General features: G+C 68.9%; 25 protein-coding genes. 16 read left to right on the forward strand and 9 right to left on the reverse strand.

The features are described from left to right. Window positions 1–150 precede the first annotated feature (150 nt). The 4 genes from ACOZHM_RS06770 (at window position 151) to ACOZHM_RS06785 (ending at window position 3992) form a co-directional block, all read left to right on the forward strand. A complete protein-coding gene (locus tag ACOZHM_RS06770; protein WP_421568364.1) occupies window positions 151–1212 on the forward strand; it encodes a two-component system sensor histidine kinase NtrB in 1062 nt (353 codons plus the stop codon). After that, window positions 1202–2650 (forward strand): nitrogen regulation protein NR(I), encoded by a 1449-nt coding sequence (gene ntrC / locus ACOZHM_RS06775; RefSeq protein ID WP_421568366.1) that lies wholly within the window; start codon window positions 1202–1204, stop codon window positions 2648–2650. Before ACOZHM_RS06770 ends, ntrC begins: the two co-directional genes overlap by 11 nt. 92 nt (window positions 2651–2742) lie before the next feature. Further along, window positions 2743–3312 (forward strand): superoxide dismutase family protein, encoded by a 570-nt coding sequence (locus ACOZHM_RS06780; RefSeq protein ID WP_421568367.1) that lies wholly within the window; start codon window positions 2743–2745, stop codon window positions 3310–3312. Between the two features lie 53 nt (window positions 3313–3365). Then, a complete protein-coding gene (locus ACOZHM_RS06785; RefSeq protein ID WP_421568369.1) occupies window positions 3366–3992 on the forward strand; it encodes a superoxide dismutase family protein in 627 nt (208 codons plus the stop codon). 145 nt (window positions 3993–4137) lie between these two features. Here the strand turns inward: ACOZHM_RS06785 and ACOZHM_RS06790 are convergent, their stop codons facing one another. After that, window positions 4138–5025: a hypothetical protein gene (locus tag ACOZHM_RS06790; protein ID WP_421568370.1), complete on the reverse strand. Its 888-nt coding sequence runs from the start codon at window positions 5023–5025 to the stop codon at window positions 4138–4140. A gap of 92 nt (window positions 5026–5117) precedes the next feature. On the opposite strand from ACOZHM_RS06790, the gene ACOZHM_RS06795 reads away from it, so the two are divergent. Continuing rightward, window positions 5118–6413, forward strand: a complete 1296-nt coding sequence (locus ACOZHM_RS06795; RefSeq protein WP_421568371.1) for an acetyl-CoA C-acetyltransferase — start codon at window positions 5118–5120, stop codon at window positions 6411–6413. 79 nt (window positions 6414–6492) lie between these two features. Here the strand turns inward: ACOZHM_RS06795 and ACOZHM_RS06800 are convergent, their stop codons facing one another. The 3 genes from ACOZHM_RS06800 to ACOZHM_RS06810 all read right to left on the reverse strand — a co-directional run bounded on the left by ACOZHM_RS06800 (window position 6493) and on the right by ACOZHM_RS06810 (window position 9663). Then, a complete protein-coding gene (locus tag ACOZHM_RS06800; protein ID WP_421568372.1) occupies window positions 6493–7803 on the reverse strand; it encodes a heme biosynthesis protein HemY in 1311 nt (436 codons plus the stop codon). 3 nt (window positions 7804–7806) lie between these two features. Next, the gene (locus ACOZHM_RS06805; RefSeq protein WP_421568374.1) at window positions 7807–8778 is read right to left on the reverse strand and encodes a uroporphyrinogen-III C-methyltransferase; all 972 of its coding nucleotides are present in this window, start codon (window positions 8776–8778) and stop codon (window positions 7807–7809) included. A gap of 108 nt (window positions 8779–8886) precedes the next feature. Next, window positions 8887–9663: a uroporphyrinogen-III synthase gene (locus ACOZHM_RS06810; RefSeq protein ID WP_421568376.1), complete on the reverse strand. Its 777-nt coding sequence runs from the start codon at window positions 9661–9663 to the stop codon at window positions 8887–8889. A 43-nt stretch (window positions 9664–9706) separates the two neighbouring features. Between ACOZHM_RS06810 and ACOZHM_RS06815 the strand changes: the two genes are divergently transcribed. The 5 genes from ACOZHM_RS06815 (at window position 9707) to ACOZHM_RS06835 (ending at window position 12831) form a co-directional block, all read left to right on the forward strand. Then, complete coding sequence (locus ACOZHM_RS06815) at window positions 9707–10177, forward strand: YiiD C-terminal domain-containing protein (RefSeq protein WP_421568377.1); 471 nt, start codon at window positions 9707–9709, stop codon at window positions 10175–10177. A gap of 30 nt (window positions 10178–10207) precedes the next feature. Further along, the gene (locus ACOZHM_RS06820; RefSeq protein WP_421568378.1) at window positions 10208–10642 is read left to right on the forward strand and encodes a hypothetical protein; all 435 of its coding nucleotides are present in this window, start codon (window positions 10208–10210) and stop codon (window positions 10640–10642) included. Window positions 10643–10718: 76 nt separating this feature from the next. Further along, a complete protein-coding gene (locus tag ACOZHM_RS06825) occupies window positions 10719–11156 on the forward strand; it encodes a rhodanese-like domain-containing protein (protein WP_421568379.1) in 438 nt (145 codons plus the stop codon). A 113-nt stretch (window positions 11157–11269) separates the two neighbouring features. Continuing rightward, the gene (gene secB / locus ACOZHM_RS06830) at window positions 11270–11785 is read left to right on the forward strand and encodes a protein-export chaperone SecB (RefSeq protein WP_313342263.1); all 516 of its coding nucleotides are present in this window, start codon (window positions 11270–11272) and stop codon (window positions 11783–11785) included. A 20-nt stretch (window positions 11786–11805) separates the two neighbouring features. Next, complete coding sequence (locus ACOZHM_RS06835; RefSeq protein ID WP_421568381.1) at window positions 11806–12831, forward strand: NAD(P)H-dependent glycerol-3-phosphate dehydrogenase; 1026 nt, start codon at window positions 11806–11808, stop codon at window positions 12829–12831. A gap of 186 nt (window positions 12832–13017) precedes the next feature. Here the strand turns inward: ACOZHM_RS06835 and ACOZHM_RS06840 are convergent, their stop codons facing one another. Next, window positions 13018–13590: an Ax21 family protein gene (locus ACOZHM_RS06840; RefSeq protein ID WP_421568383.1), complete on the reverse strand. Its 573-nt coding sequence runs from the start codon at window positions 13588–13590 to the stop codon at window positions 13018–13020. Window positions 13591–13987: 397 nt separating this feature from the next. Between ACOZHM_RS06840 and ACOZHM_RS06845 the strand changes: the two genes are divergently transcribed. Beyond that, a complete protein-coding gene (locus tag ACOZHM_RS06845; protein ID WP_421568384.1) occupies window positions 13988–14428 on the forward strand; it encodes a hypothetical protein in 441 nt (146 codons plus the stop codon). Window positions 14429–14447: 19 nt separating this feature from the next. Here ACOZHM_RS06845 and ACOZHM_RS06850 read toward each other — a convergent pair whose 3' ends face one another. Beyond that, window positions 14448–15377 carry an alpha/beta fold hydrolase gene (locus tag ACOZHM_RS06850; protein WP_421568385.1) on the reverse strand — a complete coding sequence of 310 codons (930 nt, stop codon included), beginning with the start codon at window positions 15375–15377 and terminating at the stop codon, window positions 14448–14450. 26 nt (window positions 15378–15403) lie between these two features. Then, on the reverse strand, window positions 15404–16153 hold the full coding sequence (locus ACOZHM_RS06855; RefSeq protein WP_421568386.1) for an SDR family oxidoreductase: 750 nt from the start codon (window positions 16151–16153) through the stop codon (window positions 15404–15406). A gap of 104 nt (window positions 16154–16257) precedes the next feature. On the opposite strand from ACOZHM_RS06855, the gene ACOZHM_RS06860 reads away from it, so the two are divergent. Further along, window positions 16258–17172, forward strand: a complete 915-nt coding sequence (locus tag ACOZHM_RS06860; protein ID WP_421568388.1) for a LysR family transcriptional regulator — start codon at window positions 16258–16260, stop codon at window positions 17170–17172. Window positions 17173–17491: 319 nt separating this feature from the next. Continuing rightward, complete coding sequence (locus ACOZHM_RS06865; protein WP_421568390.1) at window positions 17492–18025, forward strand: hypothetical protein; 534 nt, start codon at window positions 17492–17494, stop codon at window positions 18023–18025. On the opposite strand, the gene ACOZHM_RS06870 is transcribed toward ACOZHM_RS06865, so the two are convergent. Beyond that, entirely contained in the window at window positions 18022–18645 is a 624-nt protein-coding gene (locus tag ACOZHM_RS06870; protein ID WP_421568391.1) for a response regulator, read from the reverse strand. The genes ACOZHM_RS06865 and ACOZHM_RS06870 overlap by 4 nt on opposite strands. Window positions 18646–18729: 84 nt before the next feature. Further along, the gene (locus ACOZHM_RS06875; protein ID WP_421568393.1) at window positions 18730–21765 is read right to left on the reverse strand and encodes a sensor histidine kinase; all 3036 of its coding nucleotides are present in this window, start codon (window positions 21763–21765) and stop codon (window positions 18730–18732) included. 339 nt (window positions 21766–22104) lie between these two features. Between ACOZHM_RS06875 and ACOZHM_RS06880 the strand changes: the two genes are divergently transcribed. Genes ACOZHM_RS06880 through ACOZHM_RS06890 form a run of 3 tightly spaced genes read left to right on the forward strand, consistent with a single transcriptional unit; the run spans window position 22105 to window position 26944 of the window. Further along, the gene (locus tag ACOZHM_RS06880; RefSeq protein WP_421568394.1) at window positions 22105–22737 is read left to right on the forward strand and encodes a TetR/AcrR family transcriptional regulator C-terminal domain-containing protein; all 633 of its coding nucleotides are present in this window, start codon (window positions 22105–22107) and stop codon (window positions 22735–22737) included. Between the two features lie 50 nt (window positions 22738–22787). Next, complete coding sequence (locus ACOZHM_RS06885; RefSeq protein ID WP_421568396.1) at window positions 22788–23882, forward strand: efflux RND transporter periplasmic adaptor subunit; 1095 nt, start codon at window positions 22788–22790, stop codon at window positions 23880–23882. Continuing rightward, complete coding sequence (locus ACOZHM_RS06890; protein WP_421568398.1) at window positions 23879–26944, forward strand: efflux RND transporter permease subunit; 3066 nt, start codon at window positions 23879–23881, stop codon at window positions 26942–26944. Before ACOZHM_RS06885 ends, ACOZHM_RS06890 begins: the two co-directional genes overlap by 4 nt. Window positions 26945–26992 lie beyond the last annotated feature (48 nt).

Here is a 26992-nt window from a genome sequence, read left to right on the forward strand (position 1 = left end):
ACGGCCTGACGCCATTGCCAGGCAGCAAATCGGCTGCCCGCGACCTATCGGTCCCTGTAGATCGCAGCGACAACGGGAGCGGCTGCAGACACGGCCGCGCACGATCTGCTGGACTGAGCAACCGCCCCACTTTTGCACTACATTGGTGCAATGACTGCCGCTCCACCGTCTCCGTCCCTCGATGTCCTTGGCACCCCGGTCGCCTGGGCCGATGCCGAAGGCCGCGTCGCCGGCTGCAACCCCGCCTTCGCGCGGTGGCTGGGCGTGAGCGTGCGGCGCCTGCTGGGCCAGCCGCTGGCGTCATTGGAGGTGCAGGGCGAGGCGCTGGCGCATTTCCTGGCACGCGGTGAACGCGACACGCTGCGCCTGCACCGGCTGGCGCTGGCCCTGCCCGGCGAGGCCCCCCGCTTCGCCGAGGGCTGGCTGAGCCGCCACGAGGAAGACGGCTGGCTGCTGGAAGCCCACCCGGTGGACGAGTTTCCCGGCATGGACCCCACCCAGGCGCTACCCAGTGCGCTGAGCGCGGCCCTCAAGGGTCTGGCCCATGAGCTGCGCAACCCGCTGGCCGGTTTGAAGGGGGCCGCCCAGCTGCTGGCCCGGCGCAGCCTGCAGCGCGACCCGGAAGAGCGCGAGCTGATCGAGCTGATCGGGTCCGAAATCGAACGGCTGAACGGGTTGCTGGAGCAGCTGCTGTCGCCGGCACCGGCCGCACCGCATGCGCCGCTCAACATCCACGCCTCGCTGGAGCGCGTGCTGCGCTTGGCCGAAAGCGAGGGCGGCTGGGCCGTGCGGCTGCAGCGCGACTACGACCCCAGCATTCCCGAATTTGACGGCGACGCCGACCGCCTCACCCAGGCGGTGTGGAACCTGGTGCGGAATGCGATCCAGGCCGGCGCCGGCACCGTCACCCTGCGCACCCGGGTCGAACACGGCATACGCATCGGCGACCAGCTGCAGCCGATGGCGCTGCGCCTGGAAATTGCCGACGACGGCCGCGGCGTGCCCGAGGCGCTGGCCGAGCACCTGTTCCTGCCGCTGGTCAGCGGCCGCGCCGAAGGCACCGGGCTGGGCCTGGCACTGGCCCAGCAGGTAGCGCGCGAACACCGCGGCACGCTGACCTACCGCTCGCGGCCGGGCCACACCGTATTCACCGTGCAGCTGCCGATCGGGCAAGGCACCCCCGCCACCGAGGAGACCGCGCATGGCGGATGACAGCCAGGCCACGTCCCAGCGCGTATGGGTGGTGGATGACGACCGCGCCGTGCGTTTCGTGCTGTGCACGGCGCTGCGCGATGCCGGTTACGCGGTGGAGGGCTTCGATGGTGCGGCGGCCGCGCTGGCCATGCTGGCCGAACAACCGCCGCCGGACCTGCTGTTCACCGATGTACGCATGCCCGGCGACGACGGGCTGGTGTTGCTGGACAAGCTCAAGGCCGCGCACCCGCAGCTGCCGGTGATCGTGATGTCGGCCTATACCGATGTCGCCAGCACCGCCGGCGCGTTCCGGGGCGGTGCGCAGGAATTCCTGTCCAAGCCGTTCGATCTGGACGATGCCGTGGCGCTGGCGCAGCGCGTTTTGCCCGCGCCGGACACGGCCGTGGCCGAACGCAGCGCGGTGGCGGAGCCGGCCGCGCCCGACCAGCGCCCGCAACTGGTCGGTGATACCCCCGCGATGCGGGCGCTGTTCCGCGCCATCGGCCGCCTGGCGCAGGCGCCGTTGTCGGTGCTCATCAACGGTGAAACCGGCACCGGCAAGGAACTGGTCGCGCACGCGCTGCACCACGAATCGCCTCGCGCGCAGGGCCCGTTCGTGGCGTTGAACACCGCGGCCATTCCGTCTGAACTGCTGGAAAGCGAGCTCTTCGGCCACGAAGCGGGTGCCTTCACCGGGGCGCAGCGCCGGCATGTGGGTCGCTTCGAACAGGCCAACGGCGGCACGCTGTTCCTCGATGAGATCGGCGACATGCCGCTGCCGCTGCAGACCCGGCTGCTACGCGTGCTGGCCGAGGGCGAGTTCTTCCGCGTCGGTGGCCGCGAGCTGATCCGTGTCGATGTGCGGGTGATCGCCGCCACCCACCAGGACCTGGAAACGCTGGTGGCGCAGGGGCGCTTCCGCGCCGACCTGCTGCACCGCTTGGACGTGGTGCGCCTGCGCCTGCCGCCGCTGCGCGAACGCCGCGACGACGTTGCCCAGCTGGCCGACACCTTCCTGGCCGCCGCCGCGCGCAAGCTCGACACGCCGCCCAAGCGGCTGACCGCCGCGGCGCTGCAGGCACTGCGCGAGCACGACTGGCCGGGCAACGTGCGCGAACTGGAGAACGTGTGCTGGCGCATGGCGGCGCTGGCCGCGTCGGACACCATCGGCGTGGCCGACGTGGACAGCGCGCTGCATCGTGGCGCCGGCTCGCGCACGCGCGCGCATGGCGATCCCGGGCAGTGGGAAACCCTGCTCTCGACCTGGGCGCGGCAGCGTTTGGCCGAAGGCGCCGAAGGGCTGCACGCGCAGGTGCGCGAGCGCGTCGACCAGGCACTGCTGGAAGCCGCGTTGCAGATCACCCACGGGCGCCGCGCCGAAGCCGCCGCGCGCCTGGGCATGGGCCGCAATACCCTGACCCGCAAGCTCGGCGCGGGGCGCCGACGCGGCGGATGAATCCCCGTTCATGGACCCGTTGGCGCCGCGTGGCGGCGCATTTCATGGTTCGTGGACGACCCTGACGTTAGTTTGCAGACATGGAGTTTCCGATGCGTCGTTCCCAACTCGCCCTGCTGATCCCCGCGCTGCTGGTGCTTTCCGCCTGCGGTACCGCGCCCGAGCAGCGCACCGCGCCGGCGCCCGCTGTGCCGGTGGTGAGCACCGCCAAGCTGGCCGACGCCGCGCTGGCGCCCGCCTCGGCCAGTATCGTCAGCGGCCGGCTGGCGCTGGTGCCCGATGCACGCGGCGTGCATATCACCGGCACCATCGGGGGCCTGCAGCCGATGCAGACCGCCGCCTTCCATGTGCATGAGCGCGGCGATTGCAGTGCCGTCGATGCGAGCAGCGCCGGCCCGCATTTCAACCCGGCCAACCAGCCGCACGGCCGCAACGGCGCCGGTGCGCATCATGCCGGTGACATGGACAACCTGCGCGCCGATGCACAGGGCCGCGTCAACGTCGATGTGCGCCTTCCCGGCGTCACCCTCGGCGGCGGTGCGGCCACCGATATCGTCGGCCGCGCGCTGGTCGTGCACGCCAACGCCGACGATTACCGCAGCCAGCCGGCAGGCAATGCCGGCGCCCGAATCGCCTGCGGCGTCATCCGGGTCCCGCGCTGAACGCGCGGCCCACCGACGTCGCTTCTTCCATCGCTACCCGTAAGGAGATCCACATGCGCCTGATCCATACCGCCCTGTTCGCGGCGATCGCCACCCTCGGCCTCACCGCCTGCAACAAGCCGGCCGACGCCCCCGCCGATGCCGCCACCGCCACCCCGCCCATCGCCGAAACCGCGCGCACCACCGAAGCGCCGCCGGCCATGACCAGCGAGGCCCACGCCAACCACACCGCCACCGCCGAGCTGGCGCCCACCCAGGGCAATGCCGTCAAGGGCAACGTCACCTTCAGCGTCGTCGACGGCAAGGTGCACGTGAAGGGCGAGATCAGCGGCCTCAAGCCCAACAGCGAGCACGGCTTCCACATCCATGAGAAGGGCGACTGCAGTGCGCCGAACGGCGACAGCGCCGGCGGCCACTTCAACCCGAGCAAGGAAGACCACGGCAACGTGGCCACCACCCCGCACCACGGTGGCGACATGCCGAACATCACCGCCGATGCCCAGGGCAATGCCGTGGTCGATGCCGCCGTCTCCACCAACGTCAACATCGGCGAAGGCAACGACAACGACATCATCGGTCGTGGCCTGATCGTCCACGCCGACCCGGATGACTACAAGACCCAGCCGACCGGCAATGCCGGTGCGCGTCTGGCTTGCGCGGTGATCAAGGCCGCGCCCTGATCTGCCGAGGGGTAGCCACCCATGGGGTGGCACTACGGTGGGTGGCCACGGTGTGGCGGCACCCACCGGAATGAAAAACGCCGGCATCGCCGGCGTTTTTCATTCATCGGTAGAGCCACCCCATGGGTGGCTGCGCGACCGTCGATCAGCGCGTCAACAATTCCCGCGCATCCTGCCCGGCTTCGCAATGCACGAATAGCACCGGCAGGCCGTGCGCCTCCAGCACGGCGGCCATCTGGCGCTGGCGCATCAGGTATTGGTCGTAGATACCCTGCAGGCGGTCGCAGTCGCCCGTGCCGTGGCTGTAGAAATTGCACCAGCCGGCCGGATCGAACAGGGCCATACGCACTTCGCCGTCAGCGTATCGAAGCAGCGGCTCCGGCGCGGCGTCCAGCCACTGTTCGGTCTGCGGCGCCATCAGTGCCGTCTCGATCAGCGGCCACAGCGCGGCCAGGCCCTGGTTGTCGTACTGCATCGACATCATCGCGGCGAGGTCGTTCACCGTGAAATAGCGCGCGTGTTCGATCTGCGCACCGAAGGCGTTCTGCGCCTGCAGGGCGGTATCGGCCTGGGCCATGCCCTGGGCCAGCAGCACCTCTTCCAGTGCCTCGGCGACCGCAGCCGTCGCGGCCACCTCGGTGCCGGTGAGCAGGAACGGTACCACCCGCAGGCCACCACCGGTGAGGCTGGCATCGGCCTGGAAGGGCAGCGGCACTTCGCCGTCGGCGCCGGCGCCGAACGCCAGCAGGCGCGGGCCTTCGTTGCGGCCGGGCGCGCGCATCTGCAGTTCCTCCAGGCGGCGGTGGATCGGCCAGCCCGGGCGCAGTACTTCGGCGGGGTCGAAATGGGCGCCGGCGAACACGAAGTCCAGCCCGCTCACGCCGGGGACGAGTTTGGCCAGGTCACGGCCGACGCGGTCGGCCAGTTCACCGGCCTGTTGGGACGACAGGGCCGCGTGGCGCGGGGCGTCTCCACCGGCCAATTCCAATGCCAGTACGCCAAGGGCATTCATGCCGGGGTCGGGTTTGCTCATGGGATCACGGTTGGCCCATCACAGGGCGGCAGCTACACTTGCCCCCATTATGCCTGCTCATTCGTGCAGGCCATGTTGCAGACACCCTTCCCATGCCAGGTATCTCCATGCCCAACGCTCGTCCCGTCGCCATCCTCGGTGGCGTCCGCATCCCGTTCTGCCGCCAGAACACGGCCTATTCGGACGTCGGCAACCTCGGCATGTCGGTGCGCACGCTCGGCGCGCTGGTCGAACGCTTCGGCCTGCACGGCCAACAGCTGGGCGAAGTCGCCATGGGCGCGGTGATCAAGCATTCCAGCGACTGGAACCTCGGCCGCGAAGCCACGCTGTCGTCGGGGCTGTCGCCGCTGACGCCGGGCATCACCATGCAGCGCGCCTGCGGCACCTCGCTGGATACCATCATCGCGGTGGCCAACAAGATCGCGCTGGGCCAGATCGAATCGGGCATCGGCGGCGGTTCGGACACCACCTCCGACGTGCCGATCGTGTACGGCAAGAAGCTGCGCGCGCGCCTGCTGGCGGCCAATCGCGCCAAGACCACCGGCGACAAGATCAAGGCCATCGTGCGCGGCTTCAAGCTGGGCGAGCTCAAGCCGGAATTCCCGGGCGTGGCCGAGCCGCGTACCGGCAAGAGCATGGGCGACCACTGCGAGGACATGGCCAAGGAGTGGAACATCTCGCGCGACTCGCAGGACGAGTGGGCGGTGTCGTCGCACAAGAAGCTGGCCGCCGCCTATGAGCGCGGGTTCTTCACCGACCTGATCGCGCCGTTCCGCGGCGTGGAGCGTGACAACATCCTGCGCGCCGACACCTCGCTGGAAAAGCTGGCCACGCTCAAGCCCGCGTTCGACAAGGTGTCCGGTCGCGGCACCCTGACCGCCGCCAATTCCACCCCGCTCACCGACGGTGCCTCGGCGGTGCTGCTGGCCAGCGAGGAATGGGCGCGCGCGCACGGCCACGAGCCGCTGGCCTACCTGCGCGACTCGCAGGTGGCCGCCGTCGATTTCGTGCACGGCGAAGGCCTGCTGATGGCGCCCACCATCGCGGTGCCGGAAATGCTCAAGCGCAACGGCCTGACCCTGCAGGATTTCGACATCTACGAGATCCATGAAGCCTTCGCCGCGCAGGTGCTGTGCACGCTGCGCGCGTGGGAAAGCGAAGACTACTGCCGCAACCGCCTGGGCCTGGAGGCGCCGCTGGGCCGCATCGACCCGGCCAAGATCAACCCGCTGGGCTCCTCGCTGGCCACCGGCCATCCGTTCGCCGCCACCGGTGCGCGCGTGATCGCCACGGCCGCCAAGCAGCTGGCCGAACGCGGCGGTGGTCGTGCGCTGGTGTCGGTCTGCACCGCCGGCGGCATGGGCGTGGTGGCGATTGTCGAACGCTGAGGCGTTCGCATTGCGGACAAAAAAGGCCGCCCCAAAGGGCGGCCTTTTTTTGTGCTCTTACGTGCCCATCGGCGCGGCGTTATCGAATCGGGTTGCCGAATTCGTCGCGTTCATCGCGGATCACAGCGGGTTCGATCATCAATGATTGTTCCTCGACCGTGGCGCGTTCCGGGACTACGGCTGCCAACGGTGCCACCGGTGCGGTGGCATGCGCCAGCGCAGTGCTGTCTTCGCCACGCTGCCGGCGCAGCGCATTGGTGTAGCACTGCGCGGCCAGGGCGGGTTCGCCGCGCGCGACGAATACCTCGCCAAGTGCTTCCCACGCTTCCGGGCCCGCGCCGGCGGCAATCGCACGGTGCAGGTAGTCTTCGGCCTGCACGTGTTCGCCCTGGCGGACCGCGATCCGGCCCAGTGCCAGCAACAGCGCGGGGCTGGACGGCTGCTGGCCCAGCCAGCGCTGCAGGTTGGCATGGCGCGTGGCCAGCTTTTCCACCGGCATCTGCCCGTACAGCGTCACCAGCGATTCGTCCCAGCGCGTGTCCAGCGCCTGCTCCAGCGCGAGCAGCGCCGGTTCGTCCCAGTCCAGCGCGGCCGCACGCAACGCGTAGGCCGACACCACGTCCGGGTCGCTGCGCAGCGCCTTGGGCGTGGCTTCCCACTGCGCGGCCAGTGCATTCACGTCGGCCGCCTCAAGCAGCGACTGCGCGGCCAGGCGAACCTCCAGTTCGGCGACCGCGTCATCGGGCAGTACCTTCTGCTTGCGCAACGCACCTAGCTGCCCGTAGGCCTCGTGGGCACGTTCGGCGCGCGCCAGGGCCTCGGTACGCAGCCACAGGCCGCGCGGCGGCAGCGGCTGGATGCCGGGCGCGTCCAGCGCGTTGATCGCGTCCACCGGGCGCTCCTGCTGCAGCAGGCGTTCGGCCTGCAGCAGCGCGTGCGAAGTGGCATCCGCAGCGGCCAGGCGTTGCAGGTACTGGTCCACCGCGCCCTGGTCTCCACGTGCCTGCGCGCTGCGCACGGCGGTGACATAGGCAACAGCGCTTACTTCGTCATCCTCGGCGGCCGTGCCCAGCAGCTTTTCCGCGCGCTGCCAGTGGCCGTACTCATGCGCCTGCAGGCCTTCGATCAGGCGGGCGCGGCCCTGCTTGCGGCGGTAGCGGCCCCAGGCCCGGAACGGCGATGCGACCAGGCTCCACAGCAGCCACAGCACCAGTACGCCCACCAGCGTCATCAAGGCCACCTGCGGCACGGTGGAATGGTAGTCGTTGCCACCGGCGCGGTAGATCACCTCGCCGTACTGGCGCAGCGAATCGGCGCCCAGCCACTGCGCGGCGATCACGCCCAGCGCCACGGCCAGCAGCAGCACCACCACGGATTGAATCGGCTTCATCATTTAACTCCCGTCGCGCATGGCGCGCAGTTGCTGCAGGGTGCTGCCCAGTTCGGGCAGCGGGGGGCGTAGCACTTGGGTGCGCAACTGCTGCAGTTCAGCACGACGCTCGCGCAGGGCGGGTGAATCCGGCCACAGCCGCGGCAGCCAGAGCGCCACGCGATCCAGCGCCTGTTCGAACCCGGCCTGGTCGCCCCGCTCGACGGCGGCGCGCGCCAGGGTGAGCTCCAACTGGAGTGAATCCCACGCGGCGGTGCGCTCGGCACGCGTGAGCGGGCCCTGCGCGGCGGTCGGGGTGATGGTCACGAACGGGGCCAGCACCTGGTGCCACCAGGGCGGCGCGGCCGTGCCCGGTGCGGGAGCAACCTGTTCCGGCAATGCGAGCAGCGCGTGCGCGAACGCGCCCAGGCGCTGGTTGATCCCGGCGCGCACGCCCGGGCCGAGCGCATCCACTGCGTTGCGCTCCTGCATCAATGCCTGGCGCAGGTTGAGGAATTCGGTGCCCTGCACCTCTTCCAGCGCGGCGGCGGCCAGCGCGTACAGCCGCTTGGCGCCCTCCACGTCGTCGGCAAATGCCAGCCGCTGCCCGGCCTGGCTGAGCAGCAGCTCGGCCTCTTCCAGTTGCAGCGCCTGGGCGTTGTGGCGGGTGCTGTCGGCCAGCCGGGCCAGGTTTTCCTCCAGCAGCGCGTTGCGCTGGCTCAGGCCCAGCATTTCATCGCGCAGCACCCGGTTGGTGGCGGCGGCATCCTGCACCCGCTGCGCGGTGGAGCGCTGGTCGCGGCGCAGCGTTTCCACGCTGCCGGCCAGACCCTGCACCAGTACATTGGCGTCGGACTCGCGCTGCGCCGTGCGCGCCTGCTCGGCCTGCCACAGGCTCCAGCCCCAACCGGCGCCGCCCACGATCACCGCAAGCGCGGCAAGCGGCACGATCCAGCGCAGCGGTCGGTGGGGCGGGGGCGGAACTACGTCGTTCATGCAGGCATCCTTGTCGATCGCGCCGGTGCATTCACGAGCTGGCGATCGATCAGGTGCACAGCATCGCTCCTCGCCCGCAGGCCCTGCAAGGCCGTAAGCGACCCCTGTTCAGGAAGTTGCGGCGGTGGTGATAGCGGCGTGTGCGGCCTGGACCAGCTGCAGCGGCAGCGGCCCCTCGGCCAGCGTCACGTGGGCGAAGCCCGCCTCGGCCGCAAGCGTGGCCAGGCGCGCGCTGGCGGCCACCACGTGGGCGCTTTGGAGACGCGCCAGCAGGTCGGCTGGCAGCTGCGCCAGCAGCAGCGAAAGGGCCTCGGCGCTGCTCAGGGCCAGCACCCACGGCGCTGCACGCCGGCGCAGCCGCTGCAGTTGGCGGGGCGGCAGCGGGAGCGCCACCCGGCGGTACACGTCCACCCGCTCCAGCTGTGCGCCGCGCGCCTGCAGCGTGGCCGCGATGATGCCGCGGCCGCCCGGGGCGGTGACCAGGGCCGCACGCAGCCCCTGCAGATCCGCCAGCTCGGGCAGGTCGAGCAGGCCTTCGCTGTCCATCCGGGTGGGCGCCAGCACCCCGGTAATGCCATGCCGCTGCAGCGCCGCCGCTGTGCCCGCGCCCACCGCCAGCCAGCGGCCGCCGCGCGGCATCGCCAGCGGTAGCAGGCGCGCGGCGGCATTCACCGCCGCCGGGCTGCTGAATACCACCCGGTCGGCGCCAAGTGCCTGCGCCAGCGCGGCGCGGGTAGCGGCATCGTCGCGCGCCACCAGCGCCCAGGGCGACAACGCCAGCACCTGGGCGCCCAGCGGCCGGGCCGCACGCCGCAGCGCGGCATGCTGGCCGCGCGGGCGCAGCGACAGCAGGGTCCATTCCGGCACATGTGCGGGGCGGTTCATTGCGGGCATTATGCGAGGCCTTCGATGCAACGTCGCCGTACCGATGTCCGATTCCGATTCGATGCCCGCGCACCTGGCCGCGCTCCAGCAGGTTCTTGAGCGCATGCCGCCGGTGGCCGCCATGCAGATCCGCGTGGATACCCATGCCGACGGCGTGTTGCACCTGCGCGCGCCGCTGGCCGCCAATGTCAACGACAAGGGCAATGCCTTCGGCGGCAGCCTGGCCTCGGCGCTCACCCTGTCCGGCTGGGCGCTGGTCACCCTGCGGCTTCGTCTCGCCGGCTTCGAGGCCGACGTTTACGTGGCCGACAGCCATGTGCGCTACCTGGCCCCGGTCTACGAGGACCTGCACGCCCAGGCCCAGGCCGCCGACGAGGCCGACTGGGCCGTCTTCCTGGCCACGTTCGCCCAGCGCGGCAAGGCCCGCATCGAAGTGGTGGCCCGCCAGCCGGGCGAGGGCGGCAGGCCGGCGGCTGAACTGACCGGGCGCTTCGTTGCCTTCGCAAGGCGGTAGGATGGGCGCCTTGCCAATTGGGGAATTCGCATGCGCCGTACCTTCCAGATCCTGCTGCTGAGCCTGCTTGCGCTGACCAGCGTGGCGGCCGTGGCGGCCGAGAAGTTGACCAAGAAGCAGCGCCGGGAGCTGGAGGAAGTCCAGATCAAGTACGACTCCACCATGCGCTGGGGCACCGCCGAAGACGCGCTGCCGTACCTGGACCCGGAGTACACCAAGGCGCACCCGCTGACCGACCTGGAGCTGCGCCGCTTCGAGCAGGTGAAGATCTCCAGCTACCGTGCCGGCGAAAACGTGCCGATGCCCGGCGGCCGCGTCGGTCGCAGCGCCGAAGTGCGCGTGATCAACAACAACACCCAGGCCGAGCGCACGGTGCGGGTCAACGAAATCTGGCGCTGGGATGCCGAAGGCAAGCGCTGGCTGCAGGCCAGCGGTCTGCCGGACCTCTGGCAGGACCAGAACTGAGCCCTCACCGCCCCGCTGGACGCCGGTTCGCCTGCATGTGCGACAATCGGCGCCCGCTTATCGACCCGTGATCCAAGTGAATTACGAAGAGTTGCTGGCTTTTGCCGGCCGAAACCCGATGTTGTCGATGGCCTTCGTGGGCCTGACCGTAGCCATCATCGTCACCGAAGTGCGCCGCCTGCTGCGTGGCTACAAGTCCCTGAAGCCGGCCGAGCTGACCCAGCTGATGAATGCGGGCGGCGCGGTCGTGGTCGATCTGTCGTCCAGCAGCGACTTCGAAAAGGGTCACATCGCCGGCAGCCGCAATGTGCAGCCGGCCCAGTTCGGTCCCGAGCACAAGCTGGTGGTCAACGCCAAGCAGAGCCCGGTCGTGCTGGTCTGCCGCACCGGTACCGCCTCGGAAACCGCCGCCAAGGCGTTGAAGAAGGCCGGTTTCGAGCAGGTCAGCGTGCTCGACGGCGGCATTCCGGCCTGGCAGCAGGCCGAGTTGCCGCTGGTCAAGGGCCGCAACTGATTTTGCCCCGATTGCGTGGCACGCCTTGTGCGCGCCGCCACACGCCCCCATCGCAGGGCATGTAACAATCGATTTTTACAGCATTCATTGCATTCATTCTGGAGCAACAGGAAATGTCCGAAGAGAACACCAACGGCGCCATCGCGCCGGCCGACGCCGCCACTGGTCCCGCGTTCACCGTCGAGAAGATCTACGTCAAGGACGTTTCCTTCGAATCGCCGAACGCTCCGGCCGTGTTCAACGAAGCCGTGCAGCCCGAGCTGCAGCTCAACCTCAACCAGCGCGTGCAGCGCCTGGGCGAGAGCGCGTTTGAAGTCGTGCTGGCCGTCACCCTGACCTGCAAGGCCGGCGACAAGACCGCCTATGTGGCAGAAGTGCAGCAGGCCGGCGTGTTCGGTCTGGTCGGCCTGGACCCGCAGTCCATCGACGTGCTGCTGGGCACCCAGTGCCCGAACATCCTCTTCCCGTACGTGCGTTCGCTGGTGAGCGAGCTGATCCAGGCTGGTGGCTTCCCGCCGTTCTTCCTGCAGCCGATCAACTTCGAAGGCCTGTACGCCGAAACCCTGCGCCAGCGCCAGGAACAGGGCGAAACCTCGCTTGCTGATTCCGAGCCGGCCGGCAACGCCTGATCGGCGCTGCTGTCGCAACGATGAGCAACAACGCAGACAAGATCGCCGTTCTCGGCGCCGGCTCCTGGGGCACGGCCCTGGCGAGCCTGCTTGCGCGGCACGGTCAGCAGACCGTGCTGTGGGGCCGCGACGCGGCGATGGTCGACGCCATCGACCAGCGTCACGAGAACACCCGCTACCTGCCGGGCATTCCGTTGCCGGAATCGCTGCGTGCCACCACCGATCTGGCCGCTGCCGTCAAGGACGCGCGCTGGATCCTGGTCGTGGTGCCCTCGCATGCCTTCGGTGAAACCGTGCGTGCATTGGCACCGCTGCGCCCGGCCGATGCCGGCGTGGCCTGGGCCACCAAGGGCTTCGAGCCCGGCTCGGGTCGTTTCCTGCACGAAGTAGCACGCGAGGTCCTCGGGCCGGATGTGCCGCTGGCGGTGGTGACCGGTCCGTCGTTCGCCAAGGAAGTCACGCTGGGCCTGCCCACCGCGATTACCGTGCACGGCGACGACGCCGACTTCGCCCAGCAGGTGGCCGAAGCGATGCATGGCCCGGCCTTCCGCGCCTATACCGGCGATGACATGGTCGGCGCCGAACTCGGCGGTGCGATGAAGAACGTGCTGGCCGTAGCCACCGGCGTCGCCGATGGCATGCAGTTGGGCCTCAACGCCCGTGCCGGCCTGATCACCCGTGGCCTCAACGAGATGCTGCGGCTTGCCGCTGCGATCGGTGCCAAGCCGGAAACCCTGATGGGCCTGGCGGGCCTGGGCGATCTGGTGCTGACCTGCACCGGCGACCTCTCGCGCAACCGTCGCCTCGGCCTGGCGCTGGGGCGTGGGCAAAGCCTGCAGGATGCCGTGCGTGAGATTGGCCAGGTGGTCGAATCGGTGCAGACCGCCGATGAAGTCATGCGCCAGGCACGCCGCCATGGCATCGACCTGCCCATCTCCGACCGCGTCCGCGCCGTGCTGCACGGCGAACAGACGCCGGAAGAAGGCCTGCGCGCGCTGCTGGCGCGCGAGCAGAAGCCGGAATACCCGGACACGCTGTTCAAGTGATGACGAAAAACCCCGGCAATGCCGGGGTTTTTTTTGAACGCAAAAACCCAGCCTTCGCTGGGTTGTTACGTGGCACACCGACGAGGTGAGCGCCAGATAAGTGAAGCCCGGCCTACTAAGCCGGGCTTCATGGCGTGAGGGAGAGAGAGATCACGCCATCCAACAACGTACCGTGCAGCTATCGCCTTACCAGGTGTAGCGCGGGCCGACGAACCATTCCTTGTCGCCTGCCTTGGCCAGCTTCACTTCGCCGCTCAGGCCCCAGTTCGGGGTGAACTTGGCCTGGGCGCCGACGCGGCCGTAGAACTCGCCGTCCGGGTTGATGCCGTGCTTCTTGCTGAAGTCCTCGTAGCCGGCCAGCGCGTAGCCTTCGATCATCGGGGTGAACGCAGTGCGCACGCCCACTTCGGTCGAGTAGCCGTTGAAGTCCAGGCCGTGCTTCGGGTCGAACTTCTGGTACGCGACGCGGGCCACCAGGTCGGTGGTCGGCGCGATGCCGTAGTTGTAGCCGACGCCCACGCGCCACTGGTCAACGTCTGCGTTGCCGCGCTTGGTTTCCTGGGAGTTGTAATCGCCAAAGATGTGGAAGTTCGGCGCCACGGCGACCGAGCCCTTGGCGGCCCAACCGTCAGCGTCGCCACCCTTGGCATCGGTGTTCACGTAGCCGCCTTCAACGTAGTTGTACGACAGGCCATCGGCGGCCGAAGCAGCGAACGGCAGAGCGGCAAACAGGCCCAGAGCAAGCAGGGAGGTCTTCATCATCGGGAACACACCTTTATTGTTTTTGGTTTCGCCGGCCGCCCCCTGGGGAGGGGAGAGAGGGGCGGTCGACAGATGTAAATTATCCGTTAGGCGCTCTAATCAACCCTGAATATTGAACTGAGCGGTACATGAATGAAGCGGGCGTTCAGGGAACTTGCGCCGCCCAGGAAACTGCTTCCAGCGGCAGACGATCGCTGTCGTAGGATGGACGTCGCAAAGGAAGATGACGCGCCAACCGGCGTGCCATGGACATTGAACAAGGAAGCGCCCCGTCGTCATGGAAGAACCCATCTGCTGCGAACGCGACGCCTCTGCGAGGATGGCAACCTCGTATAGCCGGGCGGACATCCTGAGAGTGCGGTTCGCAAGGGCATCTCGGCGAGCGACATACATCATGACAATGGTGGCGGTGCTTCTCGCTACCGGCTGCGGCCTGGATGTTGTGACCAGCCGCTACAAGACGCTTGCCGATGCGCAGGCGGACGAACTGTTCGGTCGGGGTTGGCTGCCGGAAGTACTGCCTCCTTCGACCGTGGATATCGTTACGGTCAACAACCTCGATCTCAACACGTCCCACGGCGAATTCTCATTCGCGCCGGCTGAAGCTCCCCAGCTGTTCCGGCGGCTGAAGCCGGGCGTTCCCGCCCGGATTCCGGATCATGCGGCTTCCGAAGTACGCGACGCGCAGCGGCGCAAGGACGTCTCGGTGTGGTGGCTGCACCAGAACGACACGACGTGGGTCTTCATGTGCCGCGCCGCCAAGGGGCGCTGTGAGCACCTCATGTGGTCGGAGCGGCCCTTGGTGCTGCCGGCCACCGATCAGGCCCAGCGTTGACGAGGTTCGCTGTTCAATATCACTTGTTGAGGAATGCCACCAGCGCCGGCATCGTCTGCGCCGGCGCCTCTTCCATCAGCCAGTGGCCCGAGCCCTTGACGATCACGCCTTCCACGTTGGTATCCACCAGCTTGGCCTGGTCGATCAGGAACTGGCCGCCGGCCTTTTCGCCGGAGAGCACCAGCATCGGCATGTGCAGCGGAGTCTTGGCGAATCCGGCGAAATCTTTGGCGTCCTGCTCGAAGTTCCTGAAGTACTCAAAGCCCGCGCGCATGCCGCCGGGACGCGCATATTCGGACGCGTAGAACTTGCGGTCGGCCTCCGGAATCGAGTGGTTGCGGTCGGCGGCGAAGTCGTTCCAGAAGTGCTCGAAGTAAATGCGCTCGCGGCCGTCGACCAGCTTCAGCGGTGTTTCGCCGTAGAAGTGGAAGTGCCACAGATCGCGCAGCAGCCACACATGGGTCCAGTCGCCCACGCCGGGCAGGAATGCATCCATCAGCACGATGCTATCCACCTCATCCGGATACTGGGCCGCATAGGCGTAGGCCACCATCAGCCCGATGTCGTGGCCAACGATCTTGACCTTGGGGTAACCCAGCGACTTCACCAGCGCGTGGATGTCCTGGGCCATCGTCTTCTTGTCGTAGCCACCGTCCGGCTTCGAAGACTGGCCGGCACCGCGAAGGTCCGGCGCGATCACCACATGCTGTCCGGCCAGCTGTGGCATCAACGGGCGCCACATGTGGCTGGTTTCGGCATAGCCGTGCAGCAGCACCACCGGCGATGCGTCGCCTTGCCCGGCCTGCAGGTAGTGCAGGGTGACGCCGTTGACGGTGGCATTGTGGCTCTGGATGGCGGCCGTGTCGGCCGCCTGCGCGGTGGCATGCACGGCCATCATCATCAGCAGCGCGGTGGCGGCACGGCGGAAGGAACGCGGGAACAGTTTCATGACGATCTCCTGGGAAAGGGGCGGCGTTAGAGCTGGCTCATGCCACCGTCGGCGATGATCTCGGTGCCGACGATGTAGGCCGATTCGGGCGATGACAGGTGCAGCACGGTCGCGGCGATTTCTTCCGGCGTGCCGAAGCGGCCGAGCGGAATCTGGCTCTGGATCTGTGCGGCGGTGGCATCCAGCGCAGCCGCATCCAGCCCGAGCTTGGTGTAGATCGGGGTGGAGACCGGGCCCGGGCTGAGCACGTTGACGCGCACGCCGCGCGGCAGCAGCTCGGCCGAGAGCGTCTTGGCCAGCGAGATCACTGCCGCCTTGCTGGCTGCATACACCGAGGTGTTGGGCATGCCGATGCGGGCGTTGATCGAACCGTTGATGACCACCGACGCGCCCGGGTTGAGCAGCGGCAGCAGGGCCTGCAGCTGGAAATACGGCCCCTTGATGTTGGTGTTGAAGATCTGGTCCCACAACGCCTCGTCCACGTCCGGGTAGGCGGCGAACTTCGCGGCTCCCGCGTTGATGAAGACCGCGTCCAGGCGCACGTCGTGGGTGGCCAGGGTGTCGGCCAGGGCGCGGGCGGCGGCGATGTCACCTGCGTCATTCACCACCGCCAGGGCGTTGGCGCCCACGGCCGCCTTGGCCTGGTCGAGCGCGGCCGCGTCGCGGCCGGTGATGACCACGCGGGCGCCCTCGGCGGCGAACGCCTTGGCGGCGGCCAGGCCGATGCCGCTGCTGCCGCCGGTGACGAGGACGGTTTTGCTGTTGAAACGGTTCATGCGGATCTCCTTCGACGGGGGCGTTATGCCGTGAGCCCATGTTGCGCGGGCGTCCTGATGTTTCCGTGCCACAATCACGACGAACTCGTTCGAAGGGATCGAACATGTTGTCTGCCGACGAACTGGCCCTGCTGGAGGCAATCCGCGAGAGCGGCAGCCTGTCGCGCGCCGCCGCCCGGCTGGGCAAGGCGCCCTCGACCGTCTCGCACGCCGCTCGCCAGCTGGAGGCCCGCTTCGACGCCCTGCTGTTCGACCGCCGCCGCTACCGCCTGCAACTCACGCCCGCCGGCCATCTGCTCGCGCAGGAAGCGGCGCGGCTGATGCTCGACGTGTCCCGGCTTACCCGCCGGGTCAAGCAGGTGGCCGGCGGCTGGGAAGACCGCCTGTGGATCGTCACCGACGAAATACTGGAGTTCGACACGCTGCTGCCGGTGATCCAGGCCTTCGATACGCTTGCTTCCGGGGTCACGCTGCGCATTACCCACGAAGTCCTCACCGGCACCTGGGACGCGCTGCGCGACGGGCGCGCGGACGTGGTCGTTGGGGCCACCAATGAGCCGCCGGTGATCCCGGGCCTGCGCTGGTTCGAACTGGGGGTGATGGAATGGGTGTTCGCGGTGGCGCCGCATCATCCGTTGGCCAAGGCCGCCGAACCGGTGGATGCCTCAACGGTGCTGCAGCATCGCGCGGTGGTGGTGGCCGATACCTCCCGGAGAGTCGACGTACGCGGCTACGGCGTACTCGGCGGCCAGCCTTCGCTGGCGGTGCCAAGCATGCAGGCCAAGATCCGCGCGCAGTGCGAGGGGCTTGGTGTGGGCTGGTTGCCGCGCGAACGCGTGGCGGGGTTGCTCGCCAGCGGCGCGCTGGTGGAAAAGCGCATGGCCGATCCGCGCGAACCCAACCTGCTGTACGTGGCGTGGCGCGGTGATCACCAGGGGCGCGCGCTCGACTGGTGGCTGGCGCAGCTCAAGCACGAGCGTCTCGCGTCGCGGCTGGTGAAAGGCATCGCCGTCACCTGAGGTGCCGCTCGATTACGGATGAACAGCTCGCGTTCGCCGCCGCGGATGAATTCTTCGGTGTGCGAAGGTCCAGTTGCATGAACGTCGGCGGGCACGTCATGCAGGGCGGTGGGGGGGACGGCGTTCATGGCGGTTCCTCGTGGCGGAGGGAAGGAAGACAGGCTCACACGCGGGGGTACGCGGGGCATCGGGCGTTCGGGCGCGCGTCGATGCCCCCACATGGGGGAGGTACGGATACCCCGGGAGGCGCCGGCCATGCCCGGGTGCCGGCGCTATGCTTGCCCCGGCACGGTGCCGCGCCGTGTACCCGGAGAACCCCATGCTCGACCGCCTGGCGGTGCTGGATGACATCCTGGACACCCATGCCGAGGTGCTGGGCCGGGACTTCCATCCCTACCGCAACCACACCTACCGTGTGGCCAATTTCCACTGGTGCCTGCTGCCCGGCACCGTGCACGATCTGTACGCCTTGTCAGTGGCCGTTGCGTTCCATGATCTGGGGATATGGACCGCCGGCACCTTTGATTACCTCGCGCCCTCCCAGGCGTTGGCCCGGCACTACCTGATCGAGCAGGATCGGCCCGAGCTGGTGCCGGTGGTGCTGGCGATGATCAGCGAGCACCACCGCGTGTCGCGCGTGCCGCCGGAGCAGGACCGCCGCATCGAGGCGTTCCGGTGCGCCGACTGGATCGATGTATCGCTGGGACTGCTTCGCTTCGACCTGCATCCGGATGACTTCAGCCGGACCGTGGCGCGATTCCCGCGACTGGGTTTCCACCTGCGCCTGGTGCAGTTCTCGCTGCGGCATGGGCTTCGCCATCCGCTTCGCCCGCTGCCGATGATGAAACGCTAGTCGTCCAGCCGTACCAGCCCGCGGCGCAGGGCAATGTGGATCGCCTCGGTACGCGTGCGTGCGCCGATCTTTTCGAAGATCCGCGCCAGGTGGGATTTGACCGTTTCCGAGGAAATACCCAGGTCATTGGCGATGCGCTTGTTCTCCCAGCCCTGGGCCAGCGCGGCCAGGATGGACTGCTCGCGCGCGGTCAGCGGTTCCTCGCCGAGGTGCTGGGCGATCTCTTCCGAGATCTCCGCCGACAGGCAGCGCTTGCCCTGGGCTACGCGATGCAGCGCATCCACCAGCTCGCGGCGCAGGGAACTCTTGAGCAGGTAGCCGCAGGCGCCGGCCGCCAGCGCGTCGCGCGCATTGGCGTCGCCGCGGTAGGTGGTGAGGATGACCACGCGGGCCTGCGGAAACTCCGCGCGCAGGCGTCGGGTCAGCTCGATCCCATCCACTCCGGGCATCTGCAGGTCGACCAGGGCGATGTCCGGCAGCAGCCGGCGGAATTGTTCGATGCCGCTTTGCGCATCGGCCGCTTCGCCGACCAGTTCCAGGCCAGGCTCCAGCTCCAGCATGGAGGCGATGCCCTGGCGGATCAGGGGATGGTCATCGATGGTCAGGATGCGGAGGGTCATGGGCGGGATCCCGGTGAGGAGAGCACCGTGCATCGTGGCGCCGCCCAACGCAAGCGTCCCGCGTGCAGCGGCCTGCCCTGCGGGTCAGGCGGCATCGCGCGCGTGTGCCACCCGCCAGCGCGGCAGGCGCACCCGCACCCGGGTGCCACCGGCCGGCACCGCCTCCACCGACAGCGTGCCACCGCACAGCGCGGCGCGTTCGCGCATGCCACGCAGGCCCCAATGCCCGTCACTGCCGCCGCGCGCCAGCACCTCGTCCCGGATGCCGCAGCCATCGTCCTCGATCTCGATCGTGGTGTGCAGCAGCGCATAGCTGACGCGCACGTCGATGCGTGAGGCGCCGGCATGGCGAGTGGCGTTGGCCACCGCCTCGCGCACGATCCGGTACACCTCGCCGAGTTCGGGCTGTCGCCAGCGCCGTGGGCGACCCTGCACGTGGACGGCGTAATTGGTCTGTGCAGGCAGCTCCAGCAGCGTGGGCAGGTCGCGCAGCGCCGGCTCGAGTTCATCGGCGGCAGCCTCGTCGCGGCGCAGTGCACGGATGTGGTCGCGTCCTTCGACCAGGCTGGACTCCGCCTCGGCCAGCGCATGCACCAGGCCGGCATCGGCGGCGGCGGAATCGCCCGATGCCAGTCGACGGCGAGAGGATTCAATGCGCAGCATCAGCGCCTGCACGGATTGCAGCAGGGTGTCGTGCAGGTCGCGCGCGATGCGCTCGCGTTCGCCCACCCGCGCCCGGTACACGCGCTGCACGCGCTGGCGCGCCACCGCGACGCGCCAGCGCACGAACAGCCAGATCAGCACCGCCACCAGCGCCAGCACGGTCAGCGCAAACCACGTGGTCTGCCAGAAGGCGGGCAGTACGGTGACGTTGAACGACGCCTCCTGCGGCGACCACCTGCCGGTGTCGTCGCTGGCGATCAGCCGGAACCGGTACGCACCCGGTGCCAGGCGGCTGTACAGCGCCTGGCGGCGCGTGCCGGCCTCGCGCCAGTCCTCGTCCACCCCGTCGAGCCGGTAGCGGAACCGCACCCGCTCCGGGATGCGCAGTGCCGGTGCGGTGTAATCCACGCGCAGGTCGCGGCTGCCGGCGGGCAGGCGCAGGTGCGGTGACAGCGGCAGGGCGGTGTCGTCCACCTGCACGCCAAGCAGCGAAGGCGCGGGCGGGGCATTGGCGGGGTTGCGGGTGATGTGATTCGGGTCGATCCAGTGCACGCCACGATCCGTGGCGAACCAGATGCATCCCTGCGCATCGCTCTGCACCGACGACACCCCCCCGGTCTTTTCGGTCGTCCCGCGCAGGCCATCGAGGACACCGAAGCGTTCGAAGGCCACCGGGTGGGTCGGGTTGGAACGCCACTGCCGCATTTCCGCAGCAGGCACCCGGGTCAGGCCGCCACGCCCGCCCAGCCACAGCTCGCCGTCGGGCCGCAGCAGGATGCCCGTCGTATGCTCGAAGCGTTCGCCGCCGTTGCCCAGCAGCCGGTGGAAGGCGTTGTTGGCGCGCATCGACACGCCCTGTGCCGCGCCGGCCCACAGTTCCTCGCCGTGGGCGCGCAGCACGCCGATGCGGCCAATGTCCGGGCCATCCTGCTTGAAGTCGCGGCGGTGACCGTTCTCGAACACGCCGATGGTCTGCCCGGCGTCCGTCCAGATACGCCCCTGCGCATCTTCGGCCAGCGCACGCGGGGTCACGCCCGGCTGCACGCCGTACTTCGCGTTCTGCATCTCCCACTGGCCCTTGTACAAGCGCAGCAGGCCGCCGTTGAGCCGGCTGACCCACAGCCCGCCGGCACGGTCGCTGCCGATCATGCCGATCATGCCGTCGCCTTCCAGTTCCGGTGGCAGCGCAACGTGCTCCAGCCCGTTGGCGCCCAGCCGCGACAACGTGCCGCGTGCACCCCCCACCCACATCGTGCCGGCGGCATCGCGGTGCAGTGCAGTTACGCCTTCCATGTCCGCGCCGCCAAGCTCGTCGATGCGGGCACCGCTGGGCTGGCCGGGATCGGGCGTCACCCACATCGGGCCGCGGTCGGCATTGCCGACCAGCAGGCGGCCGTCGCCTCCCACCGCCATGGCGAAGGACTGGTCGCGGCGCGGCAGCGCGATCGGGGCAAGGGCGTTGTCGCGGAAGCGGTCCAGCCCGTTGGCGGTACCGGTCCAGAGGTTGCCTTCGCGATCTTCGAAGATCGTCCAGACCACCTCGGAAGTGAGCCCCTGGGCAGGGCCGAAGTACTCCGGGTGCGGCGGCACCACGCCGCCGCCTGGCGCGCGCAGCGCCTTCGCATCCCGCACCCGCGCGATGCCGCCGGACGTGCTCAGCCACATGCCGCCATCGCGGTCGAAGCGCAACCCGGCACCCTTGAACGCAGGATCCAGCCAGCTCACGGTGGCACGCGCGTTGCGGGAATCGGCATCGGCACGTGCCAGCGGGCGTACGCCCCAGTAGTCGGCCGCCCACAGCGTGCCGTCTGCTGCCTCGTCGAAGTAGGGAATCTGCACAGGCTTGGGGTAGGCCTGGAAACGCGATGCCTTCGGGGGAAGGTAGGCAATGCCGAAGCCGTGGTTCTCCGAGTACGCCACCCACAGCCCGCCCTGGCGGTCGGCGTGGATCCGCTCCGGCCGCCACGTCGGATCGAAGCCCATGTCCTGCGCAGGCGTCCAGGTATCGCTGGTGGGATCGAGCCAGACCAGCGCGACCGGCGTGATCGCCCACAACCGTCTGCCTGCGTCGCGCGCGAAGCCCAGTACCGAGCCCAGCGGCACATCGTCGCGCTGGTAGGCGTACTGGCCCGGTCGCGGCCCGCCGACCCGGCTCATGCCGCCGTTGAAGTAACCCACCCACAGCGAGCCGTCGGGGTCCGTCTTCAAACTCAGCACATCGTCATCGATCAACGGTGCGCCGCCGGCCGTGGTGATGCGCTCGAAGCGCACGCCATCGAAGCGGTACAGCCCCTGCCGCGAGCCCAGCCAGAGCAATCCGTCGGGCGTCTGGGCAATGGAGAACACCTGCGCGGGCGCGCCCTCGTTGGGCGTCCAGCGGTCATGGCGGAGCTGGGAAAGGGCGCGGTCCGGTGCCAGCGCGTGGGCCGAAGACAGCGCACACACCGTGGCCAACACGCAGCAGAACAGCCGCCGCCACGCAGCGCCAGCGTGCCGGTTCGTGACGTGCGCAGGAGCAGGACGAACCGGAAGCCAGTGCATGAATGCCAGGCCAGTGGGGGGAAAGGGGGCGCGCCTTGCAGCCAGAGCAGGATGCAGCGCTGGCGGAGTATGCCACGCGTCCGGCAGGTCGATGGACGCAGCATATCGGCGTGGTCTACGGCGCGGTAGAGCCACGCCATGCGTGGCTTAGCGGTGCCGAACGAAGCCCAGCCACGCATGGCGTGGCTCTACTTGCAGGAGTCTACCTAACACTGTTAGATTCGCCCCCTAACAACGTTAGGTAGAAGCCCCCCAGTGCGTCAGCCTATCGCCCGGGACAACATCGTCGGTGCCGCCTTCAAGATCCTCGACGAGGCCGGCATGGAGGGGGTGACCCTGCGCAAGGTGGCCTGCACGCTGGGCATCCGCGCGCCGTCGCTGTACTGGCACTTCAAGAGCAAGCAGGCGCTGGTGGATGCCATGGCCGACGCCATGATCGTGGAGGTGGCCCGCCACATTCCCGAGGGCCAGGCCTGGCGGCAGACGATGCTGCAGATCGCGCGCGAGTTCCGGGTGGCGTTCAAGGCCCGTCGCGATGGCGCGCGCGTGTATGCCGGCACGTTCCTGGCTACCGAGAACGTGCTGCGGGTGGGCGAGGCGAGCATCGCCGCGCTGGTTGGTGCCGGTGCCTCGGTGCGCTTCGCCGCGACCACATCGATGGACCTGGTGTACTACGCGATGGGCTTCGTCATCGAAGAACAGTCGTGGCCTGGCGACGGCAGCATGGAGGCGCTTGGCGAGGCCTTCATGGCGCTGGCCGAGCAGCGTTTCCCCCATTGCTGGCAGGCCCGTGACGTCTGGAGCGAAGTCGATTTCGACACCCGCTTCGAGCAGGGCCTCGGGCTGATGCTCGACGGGATTGAACTGCGCCTGGCCCGCGCGCCCTGATTCGTTTTCATTTTCCCTTGTTCCCGCTGTTCCGACACGGAAGCTCATCCATGCGTGCACCCCTTCTCCGCAGCTCGCTGCTCCTGCTCACCCTCGCGCTGCTCTCGGCATGCGGCGGCAAAGACGACAAGGCGGCCGACGCCGCCGCCACCTCGGCGCTGCCGGTCTCGTTGGCCGTCGCCCAGCAACAGCAGATGGCGCGCACCGTGCTGGTCTCAGGCCCGGTGACGGCCTATGAGGAAATGCAGCTCGGCGTGGAAATCAGCGGCCAGCGCGTCACCGCGCTGCCGGTGGACGTGGGCCAGTGGGTCAAGCAGGGCCAGGTGCTGCTGCAGCTGGACCACCGCACCCTGGACAGTGAACTGGCGCAGGCCGATGCCTCGCTCAAGCAGGCGCAGGCCTCGCAGGAACTGGCACGCCTGAACTACGAGCGCAGCGCCAAGCTGGCGGCCGAGAAGCTGATCAGCGAAAGCAGCCTGGACGAGCTGCGCGCCGCCCGCATCAACGCCGAGGCGCAGACCGCCACCGCGCGTGCCGCGCGCGATGCGGCCAAGTTGCGCCGCGACTTCGCCGACCTGCGCGCGCCCGCCGACGGCCTGATCTCCAAGCGCCTGGTCCAGCCCGGCCAGGTGGTATCGGCCGGCACCGAACTGCTGCGCCTGATTCGCGACGGCCGCCTGGAATGGCGCGCCGAACTGCCCGAAGACCAGCTGACCGGCGTGGCCGTGGGCAACACCGTGGAACTGCCCTACGCCGACGCGGTGGTCAGCGGCCGCATCCGTGCGGTCACCCCGGGCGTGGACGCCCAGACCCGCACCGGCACGATCTACGCCGACCTGCCCGACCCGGGCACGCTCAAGCCGGGCGTGTATGTCGAAGGCCGCATCGTCACCGGCCAGGGCGAGGTGCTGACCATCCCGACCGCCGCCATCGTGCAGCGCGACGGCCACAGCTATGTGTTCACCGTGAACGACAAGCAGCAGGCCGCGCGCCTGCGCGTACGCACCGGCCAGGCCGTGCAGGGCCGCACCGCGATCCTCGAAGGCCTCAAGGCCGGCGACCGCGTGGTGGTGGAAGGCGCCGGCTTCCTGGGTGAAGGCGACCGCGTGCGCGTGGTGGCCGATGCCAAGGCGAGCGCCAAATGAATATCTCCGCCTGGGCGATCAAGCGCCCGTTGCCCGCGCTGCTGATCTTCTTCGTGCTGTGTGTGGCCGGCCTGTGGGGCTTCCACCAGCTGCCCGTGGCCCGCTTCCCCGACATCGCCTTCCCGATGACCACCGTGACCGTCACCCAGCCGGGCGCCTCGCCCAGCCAGCTGGAGGCCGAGGTCACCCGCAAGGTGGAAGATTCGGTGGCCACGGTGAACAACGTCAAGCGCGTGATCTCCTCGGTCAGCGAAGGCGTCAGCACCACCACCATCGAATTCCAGCTGGAGGCCGACCTGGCCACCGCGCTGGACGACACCCGCGACGCGGTCACCCGCATCCGCACCGACCTGCCGCAGGACATCCAGGAACCGGTGATCTCCAAGGTGGACATCGGCGGCTCGCTGATGACCTACGCCCTGGTCGCGCCGCACATGACGCCGGACGAGGCCAGCTGGTTCGTCGACCGCGACGTCTCGCGCGCGATGTACGGAGTGCCCGGTGTGGCGCGGGTCACCCGCGTGGGCGGCGTGCAGCGCCAGGTGCGCGTGGACCTGGACCCCAACGCGCTGATCGCGATGGGCATCACCGCCGGTGACGTGTCGCAGCAGCTCGCGCGCATCCAGGTGGAACGTGCCGGCGGCAAGGCCGAGATCGAAGGCGCCCAGCAGACCATCCGCACGCTCGGCACCGTCGGCGATGCGCAGGCGCTGCGTGACTACTCCATCGCGCTGCCGGATGGCCGCGCCGTGCGGCTGTCCACGTTGGCCACCGTGACCGACGCCGCCGCCGACCCGACCGAGGCGGCGCTGCTGGATGGCAAGACGGTGGTGGCGTTCTCGATGTCGCGTACGCGCGGCTCCAGCGAAGTGAAGGTCGAAGCCGGTGTGCACAGCGCACTCGACCAGCTCAAGGCCGCGCACCCGGGCATCGACTTCCGGCTGGTCACCACCGCCATCGACGAGACCCACCGGTCCTACGACTCGTCGATGACGATGCTCTACGAGGGCGCGCTGCTGGCGCTGCTGGTGGTGTGGCTGTTCCTGCGCGACTGGCGCGCCACGTGGGTGTCCGCGCTGGCGCTGCCGCTGTCGATCATCCCCACTTTCGCGGTCATGTACTTCTTCGGCTTCACGCTGAACATGATCACGCTGCTGGCGCTGTCGGTGGTGGTCGGCATCCTGGTCGACGATGCGATCGTGGAGATCGAGAACATCGTGCGCCACCTGCGCATGGGCAAGCCGCCACTGGAGGCCGCGCGCGAAGCCGCCGGCGAGATCGGCAACGCGGTGATCGCCACGTCGCTGACGCTGGCAGCGGTGTTCGTGCCGGTGGCCTTCATGCCCGGCATCGCCGGCAAGTTCTTCCGCGAGTTCGGCTGGACCGCCGCCACCGCCGTGCTGTTCTCGCTGCTGGTGGCGCGCCTGCTCACCCCGATGATGGCGGCTTACCTGCTCAAGCCGCATGGCGAAGAGAAGCCCGAATCGAAGCTGATGACGTGGTACCTGGGCTGGGTGGACGCCGCGCTGCGCCACCGTGGGCGCACGCTGTGGCTGGCGACCGGCCTGTTCGTGGCCTCGCTGGCGCTGGTGCCGTTCATCCCGGCCACCTTCATCCCGCAGTCGGATCTGGGCCGCAGCAACCTCAACCTGGAACTGCCGCCGGGCACGCGCCTGCAGGAAACCGTGGCCGTTGCCGAACGCGCCCGCGCGCTGCTCAAGGACATGCCCGAACTGAAGCAGGTCTACACCGCCGTGGGTGCGGTGCTCGACCTCGGCGATCCGAGCGCGACCGGCGTAGGCGAAGCGCGCAAGGCCACGCTGGTGCTCGACTGGGGCCTGGCCGATGACCGCGACCGTGACCAGCGTGCGCTGGAGCGCGACGCGCGCGAGCGCCTGGCCAACCTGCCCGGCGTGCGCGTGAGCTATGTCAGCTCCGAGCCGGGCAACCTGCTGCAGCTGGTGCTGTCCGGCGACGACCCGCAGCGCCTGCAGGAAGCCTCCACCGCACTGGAGCGCGACCTGCGCGGCATCCAGGGGCTGGGCAGCGTGACCTCGACCGCCTCGCTGCTGCGCCCGGAACTGCAGATCGTGCCCAACGCCGCGCGTGCGGCCGATCTCGGCGTCGCCACCCAGGACATCGCCGAAGCGGCGCGCATCGCCACGGCCGGCGACTACGAACAGCGTCTGGCCAAGCTCAACCTGCCGGACCGCCAGGTGCCGATACGCGTCGGCTTCGCCGAGGCCACGCTGGCCAACCCGGCGCTGATCGGGCAGCTGCGCGTGCCAGGGCGCGATGGTCCGGTGCCGCTCGCGGCCGTGGCCGAAATCCGCCAGGGCAGTGGGCCTTCGCAGATCTCGCGCTACCAGCGCCAGCGCAATGTGACCCTGACCGCCGAACTCAATGGTCGCCCGCTGGGCGATGTGATGACCGAAGTGCAGGCCCTGCCCAGCGTCAAACAGCTGCCACCGGGCGTGACCTTCCTCAATACCGGCGATGCCGAAGTATTCGTGGAGCTGTTCATCGGCTTCATGCTGGCGATGGCCGCCGGCCTGATCTGCATCTACATGGTGTTGCTGCTGCTGTTCAACCACGCATTGATGCCGGTCACCATCCTGGCGGCGGTGCCGCTGTGTGCGGGTGGCGCGTTCGGCGCGCTGCTGATCACCCAGAACATGCTCTCGCTGCCGGCATTGATCGGCTTGCTGATGCTGATCGGCATCGCCACCAAGAACTCCATCCTGCTGGTGGACTACGCGGTGATGGCCGAAGACGAACACGGCATGAGCCAGCACGATGCGTTGATCGATGCGTGCCGCAAGCGCGCGCAGCCGATCGTCATGACCACGCTGGCGATGGGCGCCGGCATGATGCCGATCGCGTTGGGTTTCGCCGGTGATTCCAGCTTCCGCGCCCCGATGGCGATTGCCGTGATCGGCGGCCTGATCACCTCCACGCTGCTCAGCCTGATCGTGATTCCGGCGGCGTTTACCGTGATGGACGATCTGGGCGAGTGGATGTCGCGCAAGTTCCGTCGTCGCTCCACGCACGGCGCACATTGAGGGAAACGACGGCGCGCATGACGGAAAACCCCGTCGTGCGCGCCGTCG

This window comes from Stenotrophomonas sp. PD6 (assembly GCF_049199305.1).
Taxonomy (GTDB): domain Bacteria; phylum Pseudomonadota; class Gammaproteobacteria; order Xanthomonadales; family Xanthomonadaceae; genus Stenotrophomonas.